Origin of the sequence: Clostridium sp. OM05-5BH, assembly GCF_003481505.1 — a bacterium.
Lineage (GTDB): Bacteria > Bacillota > Clostridia > Lachnospirales > Lachnospiraceae > Otoolea > Otoolea fessa.
On record NZ_QULJ01000001.1, the window covers coordinates 483,906 to 501,886 of the forward strand.

The 17,981-nt window shown below is 49.6% G+C and carries 12 protein-coding genes; 8 read left to right on the forward strand and 4 right to left on the reverse strand.

Annotation, left to right across the window (positions count from 1 at the left end; genetic code table 11):
• The first annotated feature begins 389 nt into the window (after window positions 1–389).
• The 6 genes from DXB70_RS02355 (at window position 390) to DXB70_RS02380 (ending at window position 9,543) form a co-directional block, all read left to right on the forward strand.
• Window positions 390–1,502 carry a carbamoyl phosphate synthase small subunit gene (locus DXB70_RS02355; RefSeq protein ID WP_118523904.1) on the forward strand — a complete coding sequence of 371 codons (1,113 nt, stop codon included), beginning with the start codon at window positions 390–392 and terminating at the stop codon, window positions 1,500–1,502.
• Complete coding sequence (gene carB, locus DXB70_RS02360; RefSeq protein ID WP_118293833.1) at window positions 1,493–4,789, forward strand: carbamoyl-phosphate synthase large subunit; 3,297 nt, start codon at window positions 1,493–1,495, stop codon at window positions 4,787–4,789. Before DXB70_RS02355 ends, carB begins: the two co-directional genes overlap by 10 nt.
• A gap of 148 nt (window positions 4,790–4,937) precedes the next feature.
• Window positions 4,938–6,557, forward strand: coding sequence for a CTP synthase (locus DXB70_RS02365; RefSeq protein WP_118672580.1), 1,620 nt, complete (start codon window positions 4,938–4,940; stop codon window positions 6,555–6,557).
• Between the two features lie 19 nt (window positions 6,558–6,576).
• Entirely contained in the window at window positions 6,577–7,761 is a 1,185-nt protein-coding gene (locus tag DXB70_RS02370; protein WP_107000653.1) for an LL-diaminopimelate aminotransferase, read from the forward strand.
• A gap of 94 nt (window positions 7,762–7,855) precedes the next feature.
• Window positions 7,856–8,845, forward strand: coding sequence for a guanosine polyphosphate pyrophosphohydrolase (locus tag DXB70_RS02375; RefSeq protein ID WP_118672581.1), 990 nt, complete (start codon window positions 7,856–7,858; stop codon window positions 8,843–8,845).
• Window positions 8,846–8,958: 113 nt separating this feature from the next.
• On the forward strand, window positions 8,959–9,543 hold the full coding sequence (locus tag DXB70_RS02380) for a GNAT family N-acetyltransferase (RefSeq protein ID WP_118672582.1): 585 nt from the start codon (window positions 8,959–8,961) through the stop codon (window positions 9,541–9,543).
• Between the two features lie 131 nt (window positions 9,544–9,674).
• Here the strand turns inward: DXB70_RS02380 and DXB70_RS02385 are convergent, their stop codons facing one another.
• From DXB70_RS02385 to DXB70_RS02400, 4 genes are all read right to left on the reverse strand, one after another.
• Window positions 9,675–10,217, reverse strand: coding sequence for an NADH peroxidase (locus DXB70_RS02385; RefSeq protein WP_118482569.1), 543 nt, complete (start codon window positions 10,215–10,217; stop codon window positions 9,675–9,677).
• Between the two features lie 352 nt (window positions 10,218–10,569).
• Window positions 10,570–10,965, reverse strand: coding sequence for a transcriptional repressor (locus DXB70_RS02390; RefSeq protein ID WP_118570539.1), 396 nt, complete (start codon window positions 10,963–10,965; stop codon window positions 10,570–10,572).
• Window positions 10,966–11,143: 178 nt separating this feature from the next.
• Window positions 11,144–12,508, reverse strand: coding sequence for a sensor histidine kinase (locus DXB70_RS02395; protein ID WP_118672583.1), 1,365 nt, complete (start codon window positions 12,506–12,508; stop codon window positions 11,144–11,146).
• On the reverse strand, window positions 12,505–13,254 hold the full coding sequence (locus tag DXB70_RS02400; protein WP_118672584.1) for a LytTR family DNA-binding domain-containing protein: 750 nt from the start codon (window positions 13,252–13,254) through the stop codon (window positions 12,505–12,507). The genes DXB70_RS02395 and DXB70_RS02400 overlap by 4 nt, the downstream gene beginning before the upstream one ends.
• A 205-nt stretch (window positions 13,255–13,459) precedes the next feature.
• Between DXB70_RS02400 and DXB70_RS02405 the strand changes: the two genes are divergently transcribed.
• Window positions 13,460–13,855, forward strand: coding sequence for a hypothetical protein (locus DXB70_RS02405; RefSeq protein ID WP_118672585.1), 396 nt, complete (start codon window positions 13,460–13,462; stop codon window positions 13,853–13,855).
• Window positions 13,856–13,911: 56 nt separating this feature from the next.
• The gene (locus DXB70_RS14300; protein WP_118672586.1) at window positions 13,912–14,499 is read left to right on the forward strand and encodes a hypothetical protein; all 588 of its coding nucleotides are present in this window, start codon (window positions 13,912–13,914) and stop codon (window positions 14,497–14,499) included.
• Window positions 14,500–17,981: the final 3,482 nt, after the last annotated feature.

The window sequence follows — 17,981 nt, forward strand, 5'->3', positions numbered from 1 at the left end:
GCAAGAAATGCATAAATGATGTATAAAACACATAAAAATGTATAAAAAATCTCTTGACGCATAGAACTTTCCTATGCTATAATCTTTCAGAATATGAACAAGGGCGTTCATGGGCTTAGGCTCATGGACGCTTTTTCTGCATAATCAGACAATTTATAAAATGTGTCTGTAATGATGTGAAAAAAGCATCTGAGGAAAACGGATTTGCTCAAATGTAAGGTTATTGAGAATGAAAAAGTAAACTGCCGGAACAGACAGTAAAAAGAGCCAGCTGCCGCATACATCCTATGTAAACGGAAGCGGTAAATCGTCCAAATACAAGAAAAAGCGGTCTGGCGACGAAGCGGTTTGAGAAGGCGGGGGACGAGAGAGAAAGGAATGGTGACCAGATGGAGAAACCGGTATATCTTCTGTTGGAAAACGGAGACTATTTTGAGGGAAAAAGCTTTGGCGCTCCTTTACGTGAAGTGACCGGAGAAGTCGTATTCACAACCGGTATGACAGGATACCTTGAGACGATCACAGATCCCAGCTATTTTGGACAGATTGTCGTTCAGACATTTCCGTTAATCGGAAACTACGGAGTGATTCCGCAGGACTTCGAGAATGAAGAGGTATATTTATCAGCCTATATCGTAAAAGAGTGGTGTCAGGAACCTTCCAACTTCAGATGCAGTGGGGATCTTGACACCTTTTTTAAAGAAAGAAACATCCCGGGCGTCTATGGAATCGATACGAGAAAGCTGGCAAAAACCATTCGTGAATCCGGTTCGATGAACGGCTGGCTGACCGAGGTGAAGCCGCCGTATGATGCGAAAAAGCTGGAGGAAGTGAAAAACTTCCACATTACAAAGGCGGTTGAAACCGTTACACCAAAGAAATGTGAGATCAAACCGGCGGATGAGAAAGAAGAGTTCCAGATTGTGCTCTGGGATTTTGGCGCAAAGGAAAATATCATCCGCGAGCTGACCAGGCGCGGATGCCGCGTGGCTGACCTTCCGGCAGGTACGACGGCGGAGGAGATTCTGGCAATGAATCCGGACGGAATCATGCTTTCCAACGGTCCGGGAAACCCAGAGGACAACCCGGAGATCATCGAGGAGATCCGAAAGATTACGAAGGCTGGAAAACCGATGTTCGGCATCTGCCTGGGACACCAGCTGCTGGCGATTGCCAAGGGCGCGAAGACTGGAAAGATGAAATTCGGTCACAGAGGTGCGAACCAGCCGGTCAAGGATCTGACGACCGGACGCGTCTACATCAGCAGCCAGAACCACGGCTATGAGGTACTGCGCGATACGCTGCCGGAGGGCGCGGAGGAGACATTTATCAATGTCAACGACGGCACCTGCGAGGGCATCACCTACCACGATATGCCGGCATTTACCGTCCAGTTCCATCCAGAGGCTTGTGCAGGTCCGAAGGATACGGAAGAGCTGTTTGGGCGTTTCATTCAGATGATGAGAGATTATAAGGAAAAGGAGGGCGCGTCATGCCGTTAAATAAATCCCTGAAAAAAGTTATGGTAATCGGTTCCGGCCCTATCGTCATCGGTCAGGCGGCAGAGTTTGACTATGCAGGAACGCAGGCGTGCCGGGCTTTAAAAGAGGAAGGTCTGGAGGTCGTTTTAGTAAACTCCAACCCGGCAACCATCATGACGGACAGCGCCATTGCGGATCACGTATACATCGAGCCGCTGACCCTGGAATTTGTCAAGAGAATCATTGAAAAAGAGAAGCCTGACAGCATCCTGTCCACCCTGGGCGGACAGACCGGACTGACACTGTCCATGGAGCTTGCCAAAGAAGGTTTCTTAAAGAGCCACAATGTAACGCTTCTCGGCGCGTCCCCGGAGACCATCGATAAGGCGGAGGACCGCCAGTGCTTTAAAGACACGATGGAAGCTATCGGTGAGCCGGTCATTCCGTCCAAGGTTGTCACCACCATTGAGGATGCGCTTGATTTTGCCGAGGTTATTTCTTACCCGGTTATCGTGCGTCCGGCCTTTACCCTGGGCGGTACCGGCGGCGGTATTGCGGCAAATAAAGAAGAGCTTTACAACATCGCGGAGGCGGGTATCCGCCTGTCACCGATCAATCAGATTCTGGTTGAGAAATGTATTTCCGGATGGAAGGAGATCGAGTTTGAGGTAATGCGCGATGCCATCGGCAACGAGATTACGGTCTGCTCGATGGAAAACTTTGACCCGGTCGGCGTCCACACCGGCGACTCCATTGTTATCGCACCGGCTGTGACGCTGGCGGATAAGGAATACCAGATGCTTCGTTCTGCAGCGCTGAATATTATCCAGGCGATGGGCATCGAGGGCGGCTGCAACTGCCAGTTTGCGCTGAATCCGGAGAGCTTTGAATATGCCGTTATCGAGGTAAACCCGCGTGTATCCCGTTCTTCCGCCCTTGCTTCGAAAGCAACCGGATATCCGATTGCCCGCGTGGCAACCAAGATTGCGATCGGTTATCATCTGGACGAGATCCCGAACGAGGTAACCGGCGAGACGATGGCATGCTTCGAGCCGGCCCTTGACTATGTAACGGTTAAATTCCCGAAATGGCCATTTGATAAATTCGTTTACGGACGCCGGAAGCTGGGTACCCAGATGAAGGCAACCGGCGAGGTTATGGCGATCGGCCGCAACTTCGAGCAGGCGCTCATGAAAGCAGTCCGCGGCGCGGAGATCTCCCAGAACAGCCTGAACATGAAGAAACTGGCGCCGATGAGTGTGGAAGAGCTGAGAGAAAAAATTCTGGCGCAGGATGACGAGCGTCTGTTTGCAATCTATGAGAGCTTCAAGCGCGGCGTGACCGTTGCCGAGATTCATGAGCTGACCAAGATCGACGAGTGGTTCTTAAATAAACTGATGCACATCCTGTCCCTGGAACGCCGGATGCAGTCTGAGACTCTGAGCGATGCGCTTTATATGGAAGCCAAACAGAACGGATTCCCGGATGCAGTCATCAAGGAGATGACCGGGCTTTCGGAAATCAAGCATGTTCCGGCATGCTACCGCATGGTTGATACCTGCAGCGCTGAGTTTACGGCAAGTACCCCGTACTTCTACAGCACCTTCGGCGAGGAAGATGAGGCAGAAGAATTTATTAAAGAGAATGCAAGCGGAAAACCAGTTGTTATGGTATTTGGCTCCGGTCCGATCCGTATCGGTCAGGGTATCGAGTTTGATTTCGCATCCGTTCACTGCGTATGGTCGTTAAAGAGAGCCGGTTATGAGGTTGTCATCGTAAATAACAACCCGGAGACCGTTTCCACCGACTTCAACGTAGCAGACCGTCTGTATTTTGAGCCGCTGACACCGGAGGATGTGCTGGATATCATCCGGATCGAGAAGCCGATCGGCGCAGTTGTAGCCTTTGGCGGACAGACAGCGATCCGTCTGACAAAATGTCTTGTAGAGAACAATATTCCGGTTCTCGGCACTCCGGCAGACAGCATCGATATGGCGGAGGATCGCGGACGTTTCGCAGCCCTGCTGAAAAAATTAAATATGAAACAGGCAGCGGGTCAGACCGTTTACACTGAGGATGAGGCAATCCAGGCGGCAAATCATCTGGGCTATCCGGTTCTGATGCGTCCGAGCTATGTATTAGGCGGACAAAACATGATTATCGCGTACAACGACGCCGATATTCATGAGTATATGAAGATTATTCTCTCACACAAGATTGAGAATGCGATCCTGATTGATAAATACCTGATGGGTACCGAGCTGGAGGTCGACGCGATCTGCGACGGCGAAACGGTTCTGATTCCGGGTATCATGGAGCACATCGAGCGTGCGGGCGTCCATTCCGGCGACTCCATCGCGGTATATCCGGCATTTATGCTGACCGAGAGCCAGAAAGACCGTCTGGTGGACTATTCCATTCGTCTGGCGCTTTCCATGAATACGAAGGGACTCATCAACATCCAGTACGTTCTGCATGAGGATACGATCTATATCATCGAGGTCAACCCGCGTTCATCCCGTACCGTGCCGTACATCAGCAAGGTAACCGGAGTGCCGATGGTCGATCTGGCAACCCGCATCATGATGGGCGAAAAGCTGGCTGACATGGGCTATGAGACAGGTTTGTATCCGTGCTCTCCGTACTACGCAGTCAAGGTTCCGGTATTCTCCTTTGAGAAGTTGTCCAACGTAGATACACAGCTCGGACCGGAAATGAAATCGACCGGCGAGGTACTGGGTATCGCCCGGACGATGGAGGAAGCGCTGTTCAAGGGTCTGATAGCAGCCGGATATACGATGAAGCGCGAGGGCGGCGTCTTAATTAGTGTCCGCGATACCGACAAGAGCGACCTGCGCGAGCTGGTCAAAGAGTACGTGGCGATGGGATTCCACATCTACGCGACCTCCGGTACTGCAAGCCGGTTAAACAGCGTCGGCATTTCTTCAACGTTAGTCAAGAAGCCGAAGGAAGCCAAAGAGGGCGAGGAGACGACCATTTCCCTGCTGGAAGAAGGAAAGATCAGCTATGTGATTTCCACTTCCAAGACGGGACGCCAGCCGGGACGCGACAGTGTCCGCCTGAGAAGAAAGGCAGTCGAGCTTGGTATTCCGTGCCTGACATCGCTTGATACCGCGGCTGTCCTGGCGCTGACACTGGAAAGCAAGTACAACGAGGACAACGTTGAACTGGTAGATATCGCGCACATTGCACATGGTGCAGCCGCTAGAAAAGAGCTGAGCCAGATGGAAAAACCGGAAGAAATCCAGATTCCGGGTTATGTGCTTCAGGAGCATGAAAACGACTAAAAAGAACGATGGTCTGCATGGATTCTGCGTTTTGAGGGTTGCGGAATCCGTGCAGGCTGAAATCTTTTGCGAAGGCAAAATCTGACAGAATCATATATGACGGAAAAAGTGGATTAATATTTAAAGAAAGGAAGAGGAGGAAAAGCAGATGGCAAAATTTATTTTTGTGACAGGCGGTGTTGTATCGGGATTGGGGAAAGGTATTACAGCAGCGTCTCTGGGCCGTCTTTTGAAGGCACGGGGATTTAAGGTAGCAGCGCAGAAGCTGGATCCGTATATCAACGTCGATCCAGGAACCATGAGCCCGTATCAGCACGGCGAAGTATTCGTAACAAACGACGGTGCGGAGACGGATCTGGATCTGGGACATTATGAGCGTTTTATAGATGAAGATTTAAACCGGTATTCCAACCTGACGACCGGTAAGGTCTACTGGAATGTGTTAAATAAAGAGCGCCGCGGCGAATATCTGGGCGAGACGGTACAGGTAATTCCACATATCACAAATGAGATAAAATCATTTATCTATTCCGTGCAGGAAAAGACCGATGCGGACATCGTTATCACAGAGATCGGCGGAACAACCGGCGATATTGAGTCACAGCCGTTCCTGGAAGCCATCCGCCAGGTGTCCTGCGAGGCGGGACGCAGCAACTGCCTCTTCATCCATGTAACCCTGATTCCATATCTGGAATCTTCAGGCGAGCATAAATCAAAACCGACGCAGCATTCGGTTAAACAGCTGCAGTCCTTTGGTATCATGCCGGATATCATCGTAGCGCGCTGTGACCGTCCGGTGGACGATCCGTCCATTTTCCGCAAGATCGCACTGTTCTGCAACGTCAAAGAGGACTGCGTCATCGAGAACCTGACCCTTCCGGTTCTCTACGAGGCGCCGATCATGCTGGAGGAAGCAGGACTTGCCAAGATCGTGCTTCGCGAGCTGGGCATCGAGAAAGCGCCGCAGGAGTGCGATCTGACGGAGTGGAAACATATGCTGGACCGCATCAAGAACAGCCGCAAGACGGTCAAGATTTCCCTGGTCGGCAAGTACGTCAAACTGCACGACTCCTATCTGTCGATCGTAGAATCCCTGCACCATGCCGGATGGGAAAATGGCGCGCAGGTGGAGATCAACTGGGTGGATAGTGAGACGATCACTCCGGAGACAGCGCCGGAAATCCTGGGCGGTTCGACCGGTATCATCGTGCCGGGCGGCTTCGGCATCCGAGGCATCGAGGGCATGATTGCGGCAGCTGATTATGCGAGAAGAAACAATATCCCGTACTTTGGCATCTGCCTTGGTATGCAGATCGCGGCGATCGCATTTGCCAGAGGCGTGTTAGGCTATGAGGATGCGAACTCAACCGAGTTTGCGCCGGACAGCAAGCATCCGGTCATCGCTCTGATGGAAGAGCAGATGGATCTGGCTGACATGGGCGGAACGATGCGTCTGGGTGCATATCCGTGCCGCATCAGTCCGGATACGCTGATGATGAAAGCCTATGGAAAAGGTCTGATCGAGGAGAGACATCGCCATCGTTATGAATTTAACAACAAGTTCCGGGAAGTTTATATGGAGCATGGCGCTGTCTTCTCCGGACAGTCTCCGGACGGTACGCTGGTAGAGGCGATGGAGATTCCGGGACATCCGTTCTATCTGGGAGTTCAGTACCATCCGGAGTTCAAGAGCCGCCCGAACCGCGCACATCCGATCTTCCGGGAGTTTGTGAAAGCGGCTCTGGAGGTAAAGGAAAAAAATTCTTAAAATATGGAGAAAATAAAGTATGAAGATCAACGAAAACTATAAAAATCTGGAAGAAAGCTATCTGTTTTCCACCATCGCTAAAAAAGTAGATGAGTATACCAAAGCCCATCCAGAGGCAAAAGTAATCAAAATGGGTATCGGTGACGTAACCCTTCCGATCTGCCAGAAAGCAGCTGACGCATTTGCAAAAGCAGCTATGGAGCAGGGCAAGGCGGCTACGTTCCATGGATATGGTCCGGAGCAGGGATATGATTTTCTGCGCGTAGCAGTTCAGAAGTATTATGCGTCCTTCCAGGTTGAGGTGGCGGCGGAGGATATATTCATCAGCGACGGCGCGAAGAGTGATGTCGGAAATATCCTCGATCTCTTTGATGCGGACAACACGGTCCTGATCCCGGATCCGGTATACCCGGTTTACATGGATACGAACGTGATGGCAGGCAGAAAGATCGTATTTATGGATGCCAATGTGGAAAATGGCTTTCTTCCGATGCCTCCGAAGGGACAGAAAGCGGATATTATTTATCTCTGCTCCCCGAACAACCCGACTGGCGGTGTGTACAACCGTGAGCAGTTAAAAGAGTGGGTTGACTATGCGAACGAGCAGGATGCGATTCTTTTATTTGATGCGGCGTATGAGTCCTTCGTAGCAGATCCGGCGCTTCCGAGAAGTATTTTTGAGATTGAGGGCGCCAAGACCTGCGCGATCGAGTTCTGCTCCCTTTCGAAGCTGGCAAGCTTTACCGGAACCCGCTGTGGCTATACTGTGGTTCCGTCTGAATTAGAGCGCGGTGGTTCTTCCATCCGCAAGATGTGGCTGCGCCGCCAGACAACCAAGTTTAACGGCGTTTCCTACCCGGTACAGCGCGCCGCAGAGGCAGCTCTTTCACCGGAGGGCATGGCACAGTGCCGCGAGCACCTGGACGTATACCGCACCAATGCGAAGATCATGACAGAGACCTTAAAAGAGCTTGGAATCTGGCACATCGGCGGCGAAAATTCACCGTACATCTGGATGCAGTGCCCGAACGGCATGAAATCCTGGGAGTTTTTCGACGATCTGCTTGCCAAGGCAAATGTGGTCGGCACACCGGGCAGCGGATTTGGTAAGAATGGAGAAGGATTCTTCCGTCTGACTGCATTTGGTACGACTGCGAATACAAAAGAGGCAATGGAGCGGATCAAGAAGGTTTACGGAAAATAAATAGCTCTATTTTATAAATGAGGGGGCTGGTGCATCTGGGGCATTGTTATCCTATGCACCGTCCCCTTTTTGCTGAAGCAGGGAGGTGAGGATCATGGTGACCTTAAACGATTATCTGTATTCCGGCGATACGATGTTTAAGATTTTAAAGAATTACAGCCGGGATTTGAAAGCGGAGGCAAAACAGACAAACAATGAGATAGACCTGATACATGCAAATTTTCTGATTCAGATCCGGGAGCTTTTGGAACACAATGATTTCCTGACGACCCAGTCACAGAAGATCCGGGAATTTTATATTCATATGGCAAAGGAATATCCGCTTCTGGCATTTAATTTTAAGGGAAGAATCAAGTCGCTGATCCGCTCGGAGGCGAAATTTAATGGATATATCGTTGAATATATTTATGACTGTTATACGGAACATAAGGCATTTCCGTCGATCTCCGATTTGAAGCAGAGATTGAGCTGTTTCCGCGACCTGATCGCGTACCGGATCGTGATTTCACTGCCGAAGTGTTACCTGAAACCGGGGGAATCGCAGCAGGAGGCAGATATCCGGTACCTCTACCAGATTGCGAATGAACTTCCGGGATTTCTGGAGGAACGCGGGTTTACGGCGGAACCGGCATATGGGGTTAAGGAGAGCACCTCTTTGCTGATGGATGAGGAAGTCAGACCGTACTACCGTGATTATGTCTGCGGAAATAGTTCGGATGATTACCAGTCTCTGCATATTACGTTTTATGATAATTGTTCCAGAAGCTATGTGGAGGTACAGCTTCGCACGAAGCACATGGACGATATCGCGGAGATCGGCGTGGCAAATCATTTAAGCTATGAAAAGCGCCAAGAGGGCGAGCGGGCCAGGCGGGATGAGATACCGGAAGGTGCATGTATTTATTTTGATGAGGCATATGAACGCTGCCAGCGCCTGGTATCGCTCAATTTAGCTGAAGTGGATGTCAATATGTTTTCGGCGATCAACAATGACCTGGTCAATGACGGCTGCGGGCTGTACCGGGGGCGGCTGATTCTGCCGTATGAGCATTTGTCGAGGCATCAGAATGAGCTGGTGGATTGAGGGGTTCACGGGCAGGTATGAATCCGGTTGCAAATAGTTGACGAAATGGGAAGATTCATATATAGTTGCCTGTAAAGGAAAAATGACCGAAAATGATAGGGAGGAACCAGTTTATGGACCATACATCCTGCCGCCTGCGTCTGGCCGCCATCGCCGATGCACCTGCGATACTGGAAATTTATGCACAATATATGGGCACGCCGATCACGTTTGAGACGGAGCTGCCGTCCCTGGAGGAATTTGAGGGGCGCATCCGGGCGATCACGGCAGAATATCCGTGGATTGTCTGCGAGGATGAAACGGGCAGAATCATTGGCTATGCATATGGGAATAAGCAGCTTGAGCGCGCGGCGTACCGTTGGAATGCGGAACTTTCTGAATATCTGGACAGTCGGGTGACGTCGAAGGGCATCGGCAAACGGATGCTTCTGGTGCTTTTAGAGCTTTTAAAGGCGCAGGGCGTCCACACCGTCTACAGTCTGGTAACAAGTCCGAATGTGAAGAGCGATGCGATGCATAACGGATGCGGATTCCGGACGATGGGCGTGTGCAAAAATACCGGTTATAAGAGCGGAAAATGGCACGATGTTACCTGGTATGAGAAAGCGCTGCTGCCATATGAGGACGTACCGGCGGAGATGATTCCGATTGGGGAGATGGAGAAGGAGACGGTAGATAAGATTTTGGCGTCTTTTTGAACAGAGACATAAAACAAATCTGCATAAAATAAACAAGGCGTATGAAAAAGGAATTTTCCATTTTCATACGCCCTCATCAGTTCTCTTTTATTCACCAGCGCCGTAATGCGCTGTCCATTCATTCACTCAGATTAGTTGAAGTATCTCTTTAACAGACCCTCAAATGCCTTGCCATGTCTAGCCTCGTCACGAGCCATCTCATGAACGGTGTCATGGATTGCATCCAGGTTAGCAGCTTTCGCACGTTTTGCAAGGTCAAATTTGCCTTCGGTTGCGCCGTGCTCAGCCTCTACACGCATCTCCAGGTTCTTCTTGGTGGAATCAGTTACAACCTCGCCGAGAAGCTCTGCAAACTTAGCAGCGTGCTCAGCCTCTTCGTGAGCTGCCTTCTCCCAGTACAGACCGATCTCCGGATAGCCCTCTCTGTGAGCTACACGTGCCATCGCCAGGTACATACCAACTTCTCTGCACTCGCCTTCATAGTTAGCTCTTAAATCTTCGAGAATATCCTCGCTGACACCCTGTGCCACACCAACTACGTGCTCAGCTGCCCAGCTCATCTCGCTGGACTGCTCTTTGAACTTGGAAGCCGGAGCGCCGCATACTGGACATTTTTCCGGAGCAGCCTCACCCTCGTATACGTAACCACATACTGTACAGACAAATTTCTTCATAGTCAATTCTCCTTTTCTAAAATAAATTTTTAATTTCGTGTTTTATAGAAACAATAAATAGATAGTAAAGTTGTTTGCAACCATTCTGTTTCATAGGAGCTTTTAAAACGAAATCGTTTATTTGGCTTAAATGAAATCAGTAATGATTACTGATATTAAGATATCATAGATTCCTGTGTTTGTCAATGAAAAAATAGAAATAATTCTTATTTTTTTCATTTTTATCGATAACCTGGATATTCTCAGAACTTTTTCACTGGTGATGTATTCATACCCGGTCAGCGCATGGCAGAAATCGGGAAGCGGCTCATTTGGTCCCGTCTGTTCCGATACAAAATCAGCCGCTTCTATATTAGTGCTTTTCCCCTTTCATACACTCATCGCATATCCCATAGAAAAACACGGTATGGTCGTCGATCGTTCCCGGCACAAATTCTTTGGCGGCTGTCTCCAGCTCCTTGGTTGCTTCCATCGGAATATCCATGACCCGTCCGCACTGGCGGCAGACGTAGTGGTAATGTGGGGATGTATCATAATCGAAATGATCCGTGCCGTCGCCGCAGGACAGCTTCCGGATCTCGCCCAGCTCAACTAACAGGTTTAAATTGCGGTAAACGGTTCCAAGGCTGATATTCGGAAACTGTTCCCGGATGCTGGTGTAAAGGGCGTCGGCGGTCGGATGATCCTTCCGGCTCATCAGGCAGGCTTTGATCGATTCGCGCTGACGGCTGTATTTTAAGGTTTTCATAAGCGACACTCCAATCCTTCTAAATAATATTGATAATGATTATTATTTATATTATGCGTCCTGACGCGATGAAAGTCAATCTTTTTTCAAGGATTTCCGTGAAAAATTTTACTATGAAAATTCTGCCGCCGATTAGGCGGCATGGATTCAGGGATGCCCAATGCGCCTGCCAGAGCTTTCATTTGTGGGGCACACCTGACTGCCAGGCGCATGAAGGTTTAGCATCAAAGTTCAACATCACAGATGCATAAAAGATCCCGTCCTCATACCGGAAATCCACCAGACCCTGGTACCGCTCGGCGATCGAACGGATGGAGGCGGTTCCCGTGCCGAAGCCGTCATGTTTGGTCGAGCGGAACCGCCCATTTTCCTCGATCGGCGGATGGCAGCAGGTGTTGTCAACGGCGATCACGATGTGACCGGCATCCTCCTGGGCGCAGATGCGGATAAACGGCGCGCTGTCTGTACATTCCCGATAGGCATCGAGGGCATTTTCCAGAAGATTGCCGAAGATCGAGCAGAGCTCCGGCTCACGCAGCGGGAGAGATGGGGGAAGCTGGATGCGGACCGAAAAATCGACCGACGCCTTGCGCGCCTCCTCACCGTAATAGCTGATAACCGTGTTGACCGCATAATTTTCACACCAGGTCCGCGCGGTGTCCGGCGGAAGCGTCATGCGGTATTGTTCGATATAGGCTTTCAGATCCTCCGTTTTCCCACTCTGCAGGTAATGCTCGATGAGATTTAAGTGCTGGCGCAGGTCGTGGCGCGCCTCCCGTACCTCTTCGATGTGGCGGGAAAGCTGCTGATACTGTGTGTACTGCATCGCCAGGAGCGTGTCCTGCTGCGCCGCGCGTTCTTCCAGCTGCGCCTGCTGGCGGACTGCATTGAGCGCTTCCAAAAGGACATAGTAGATAAGAATTGTCATGGCAAAGAGCCAGAGCCGCGTGAGGATAAAACGGAACTTGCGGACGGTATCAATGTTTAAATCAAAGTTATAAGCGCAGATAATCAGGGTACATGAAAATGGAATAAACCAGACTTTCTGCCAGAATGCGGAGCTGTCTACCTGAAAAACGCGTTCTGTGGCATTTTTCATAAATTTGAGCCCGAGCGGGAGCGTCAGAAGCAGAAGAATCGAGATGAGCAGCAGGCTTTCATCACGGAGTGAATAATAGGTAATGCTGGGATCGTAAAATAGACGGCTTTCCAGAAAGAAACAGATGCCGCGGACCGTGACAAAATAATTCAGGATGAAGTCTCCCAGAAACAGAAGTTTCCAGAAATTAGCCTTCACACATAAAAAATAGATCGCCAGGGAAACGAGGGCAAATACCGTGTCGGTGACGCGGGTCGGTTTACCGTGGCTGATCAGGTAGGTATACAGGGAGGACTGGAGCAGCTGACCGATAAAAATGAACAGAATCAGGATTTTGATCGGAAATCGCAGCTGCTTTTTAAATGGCAGAATCGATAAAATAAAAAAAGGAATGGAATAGACTGTTTCACAGAGAAATGCCTTGCCAAACACAGACCAGTTCATAGAGTACCTCCCTTCCGCAATGTGTCAAATAAGTAGGTTGCAAATGCTTCTTTTGTCTCTTTTTTCTTCCGGCGGCTGCAGAAAAAGCAGCTGCCGTTTTTCAGATGGACAGAACCGTCCTCGTCCACCGAGGCAACCTGTGAAAAATTGATAAGCAGCCCGCGTCCGCTCATGTAAAAACGTCTGCCCTTCGGGAGCAGTGCCATCAGCTCCGAAAAAGAAATCCGTGTGGCGGTGTCACCGGAACTGGTGTGGATGATCAGCCGGTGGTTCTGCGTCTCCGCATACAGAAAATCATCAAGCAGAATCCGTTGCGTGGATGCCTGTCCCCGTCCGAGCGCCGCCTGAATTTCGATGTAGGCAGGCGCGGCGAGAAATGTCCGGATCTCATCGAGACACCAGGCAAGCGCCTTTTCCTCAACCGGTTTTAAGAGATAATCAAGCGGATGGGCACGGTAGCCCTGCAGCGAATAATCGCGTTCCGATGTGGTGAAAACGATCGGGAGACGTTGCGCGCTCTTGCGAAGCTCCAGCGCCGTGTCAATGCCATTGCGCCCGTTCCGGTCCAGCATAATATCCATAAAAACCGCATTAAAAAGTCCCGGACGGAACGCTTCCAGAAACGCCTCGCCGCTCTCGTAGCAGTCAAAGTGCGCCGTTTCCCCATGCTTCTCCAAGTTCTCCTGTATCAAATGAATCAGATGATTCTGATCTATCTTCAAATCTTCAACAATCGCAAAATGCATCAAAGCTCAACCGCCTCCTTTATTCAAAACCGTGACCATTTAGGTCGAGGTTTGACCGTTTGCGTCGATGTGGTTTTCAGTAAATCGCTCATTTGGTATGTTTATAGTATAAAAGTTATGACCCGAAATGTAAATGAAATATCGTTACAGAAAAATCAAAGTAGCTGTGTGTGAAATGTAACAAATCAAAAAAGGCAGGTGGGATATGGTACGGGTAGTGATATATGGAGAAAAACCGGCCGACATTGAAGGTCTGGAAAAAATGCTGTGTGAAATTTTGACTGAAAACCGCAGATGGCCGATGATTCACACGTATATCAGCGATCTGGACGCATATCTGCACTTTGTAAAGGGGAATCCTTACCTCATTATGCTGGCGTCCGTGCAGGGCAGACAGGGAGCGGAAATCGTAGAAAAAATCCGGGAAAACAACCCGGCGGCGTCCTTGATCTGGCTTTCCGACCGGGACAATGCCCTTGCATCCTGGCGGCTTCATGTGACTGCATTCGGGATATTTCCGACGAAAAAAGAAGAATTAGAAGAACTTCTGGCGGCGTGCAGCGAAAGCCTGCTGGATCGGAAGAAAAAGTATTTTGTTTAGGTGGAAAACAGACTGAAATAGACAAATTTGTTCAGAATAGATGGAGGGAAAACAGCATGAAAAAGAAATATAAGCGTGCCCTGGCAGCGGCGCTGGCGGCGGTAATGATATGGAATACGTGTGACTGGCACCCGCAGGTGCTGGCAGGCAGTTCGGTGCAGTATATCGAGGAAGTGAAGGAGCTTTCGGATGAAATCCTGCATCAGGAGGTTCCGTATGGAACGAAATATAAGGATCTGGAGCTGCCGGGCAAGCTGAAAGTGCGGGTTTTGGCAGAAGAAGCATCGGATGAAGAAGACGGTGCAGAAGATAAAGACGGTGCGGAAAAGATTGCTACGCCGTCGGAGCTTCAAAGCGGAGACGGTGAAGTGGAAACAGAAAAAAAGTCTCAGACACTTTCTTCATCTGAAACAGATGGTACAGTTCGGAAAGCGTCCCCATCTGAGGCAGATGTTACAGAAAAATCGGAAATAGGGGGGTGGATGACACTGAGCAGAAAGCATCCCCATCCGATGCGGACGGGACGAAAACCGATAAAAACTGGAAGGAAGTCAAGGTCCGCTGGGTGCTGGATGAGACATTCAGTGAGAAAGATACATACGATGGAAAAACACCGGGTATCTATGTGTTTGATGCGGAATTGAAAAGCAGCCGCTATGAACTGGATACCGGCTTTTTGCCGCGCATCGAGGTGACGGTGCTGCCGGAGGAAAAAGGTCTGGCAATCATCGGATTTTCGGAGTTAGATGAGGCAGTTGCGGTGCAGAAGCTCCCTCTGGGTGCCAAAGAAAGAGATATCCTCCTGCCGGATACTCTGGAGGTTGAGGTGGAAGAGGCGGATGAAACGCTGGCGGAAGACAGCCAGAACGTGCATCTGGTGGAAGCAGTAGATAAGGGCACAGAGAAAGATACAGATGCGGAAACGGCAGTCTGGCAGATCTCCGGCATAACCTGGAAACTGGACGAAGAGCAGAGTGACCTCCCGGAGTTTCACGGCGGCATTTCCGAAAAAGACTATTTCGAGGAATTTGACGAAAACGGAGAGCCTATCGAAACCTCCGATAAGACTTGGAATGGCTATTATGAGGCAAACCAGGACTACAACGGCTGTGCCTATGTCTACACACCGGTTCTGCCGGAGGAATATTCACTGGGAGAGGAAGCAGAGCTTCCGGAAATCTGCGTTCTCGTAGGAGAGATGCAGCTGATGACTCTGGCAGGCGGGGAGTATAATCTGAATAATGAGCCGCTACTCATTAATAGTGATAAAAAAGATGAGTTTAACGGAAAAACCATAACCGGCAACTATTGCCCGAGTACCCGACCGGATAATTCTCAATACATCAAGGGCGGTATCACAATTGATAATGTTACGGTCGATTTGACCATTAAAAATGTAACGATCCAATCTGATGGAGTCAGGGGATGGAATCTGGCCGGTATTTACCTGAAAGGCAATGCCCAGCTGAATCTGACCTTAGAAGGAACCAATACACTTGTGGGACTGGATGAGGGAGCCGGAATTGAGGTGGGAAAAGGAGCAAAACTGGTTATTACGGAGAATAGTACCGGAAGCCTGAAGGCAGTGGGAGGTGCCTATGGGGCCGCCGGTATCGGAGGAAAAGGAACAGCAAGTGACGAAGGTGCAGATAAGAACTGTAGGACAGGAACGATTATAATCAAGGGCGGAAGCATTACAGCTGAAGGTGGAGCTTATCAGATTCCCAAAACGCAGGATTATTATGGAGGAGCCGGAATCGGAACCGGTCGCTATGGAATCGGCGGAACCATTAAAATACTGGGTGGAACGATAACCGCAGAAGGAGGAAAGCAGACAGGAGCCGGAATCGGAGGCGGAATGAGTGGAAGGGTAGACACGATCGTGATCGGCGGGACGAAAGGCGAAGCTCCCGATATAACCGTATCTTCTTATAAGGATAGTACGAAGGGATACATGGGAGCTGCCATCGGCAGCGGATGGAATGGAGTGAGTGGTTTAATATTATCCTGTGGCGATATCCGGATATTAAGTGGATCTGTGGAGGTAACGGGAGGAAATATTGGTTATGGAGTGTTAAGGCCTCTTAATGGAAATGGCATGGAAGGCGGCAGTATCACTATTTCCGAGGAGGTGCAGTTAGAGCTGCCGGTTGAAAGCTCCATTGCTCCCAGGGGAGAATGTATCTACGGGAAAAAAACATTCCGGATCACCGCGTATGATAACCAGCTAGCTGATGGAACCTATCAGGCTGACATATCCCTGTATCGGGAGGATGATACAAAAAGAACAACTCCGGTTTATAAAACAAGCACTCAGATGACTGTCTCAGAATTCAGGGGAACGATACCGGATATAATCCGGTGGATGGGCTATTCCGGGAATATGCAGATGGTTGTAGATCTGAAGTCTTCCAGTGGCGGGGCAGGTAAGACGATGGAGGGAAGTGTTGTTCTAAACAAAGGAAAGGATGAAACCATCTCCGTCACGCTGGGAAAAGCCGCTTACCAGAAGACAATGGATCTGACCATCCATGATGGTCGTTTGAGGGACGATAAGAATTATACACTGACGGCTCGGATCGGGGAAGAAGCAAGTGAAGGCGGCGCTGCACCGGATGTAGTAACCTATTTATCTCAAAAAGCTTCCGGTTATCAGATAAAGACTGGTAAAGTCAGCTGGTATACGCCTCTGTCCGGAGTGGTTCCGGTATCGGTTCAGGTACAGGAAGAAGGAGGGGAAGGAGAAAGTAATAGCTTTACAGTAACAGGAACCCTCACGATGAACTCAGAGGAGGAAAAGAATCTTTCTCTCACCATCGGAGAACCCCTGTATCCTGTCCGGTTCCACTTCTACTCATCCATGGTGCAGGCGGCAGAGAATGTATCCCTGACAGCCGGACGGCTGACTGGAGCTGCTTCAGAAGCTCTGGTGGAATTAAGGCAGAATGAAGGTCAGTTTGCCTTTGACGGGAAGCTGACAATCGATGCAGCAGCAGGCAATCATGCATATGCTCTGGCATATATTCCGGCCGGAAATTACCAGTTTGTGATAAATACAGGTATTGCAGGTTTAGGCAGCTCCGGCGGAAGATTTACTCTGGACAACAAAACGGTAAAGGCAGAGGCTGCCGGAACGGATATTATTGTATTAAATGCGGCAGAGACGCTGGAGGGAGAATTGGATCTTTCCCTTGGAGATATATCTTTTTACGTGGATAATGGTCAGTTGGCGATTTCCTATTCTAAAAAAGCAGCCGATTCTGATCAGGTGGTTAGTGAGAAGTTAATAAACCAGTCCTATGCTAAATGCTATCGGATCACTTCATCTGGGAATAATGTGAAGAATTATCATCTTTCCGTGAATACACCAGCTTCCAGTGAACTAAAGCTCGTATTAAATAACCTTACGATTACACCGGCACAGGCTATCGTACCGATTCAGATAAACGGAGCGTCCCAGGTGATCACCTATCTGGAAGGGGAAAACATGATTTCGATTAATAAATCAGAGAAGTTTTCTTCACCTGCCGGCATTAGTGTAGCGAAAGGTGCAAAGCTTACGATTGACAAGGAACCGGAACGGCAGGGCTCCATAGAGGTGCTCAATAAGACAAATGTAAACAAGACTGGTGCAGCAATTGGAGGAAATGGAGGGGAGGATGCAGGAACCATTCACATCAAGGGGGGAACTGTAATTGCAACTTCCGCTTCTAACGGAGCGGCTATCGGTGCTTCGGCAAGTAAAAGTGTAAAAGAAATACAGATTAGCGGAGGAGATGTAACTGCAAAAAGTAGTGGTGGTGCCGGAATCGGAACAGGAAGTGCTAATGGCCAGAAAAGAACCGGTAAAATCGTGATAGAAGGCGGAACGGTGAATGCAAGCTCGTGGACCGGTGCCGGAATTGGAAGCGGTATTGGATATGCTCCTGGAAACTTAGCGATAACTGCTGAGATTGAGATTCATGGCGGAATGATTACAGCCTATTCTGAACAGGGAGCCTGCATCGGAAGTGGTAAAGACAGTTCATCGAAGGTGCTGATTGACGGCGGCACCATATGTCTGGATAAAAAAACGACAGGGTATAGGAATGTAGCACATATTGGGATGGGAGAAAGTAGTAATACA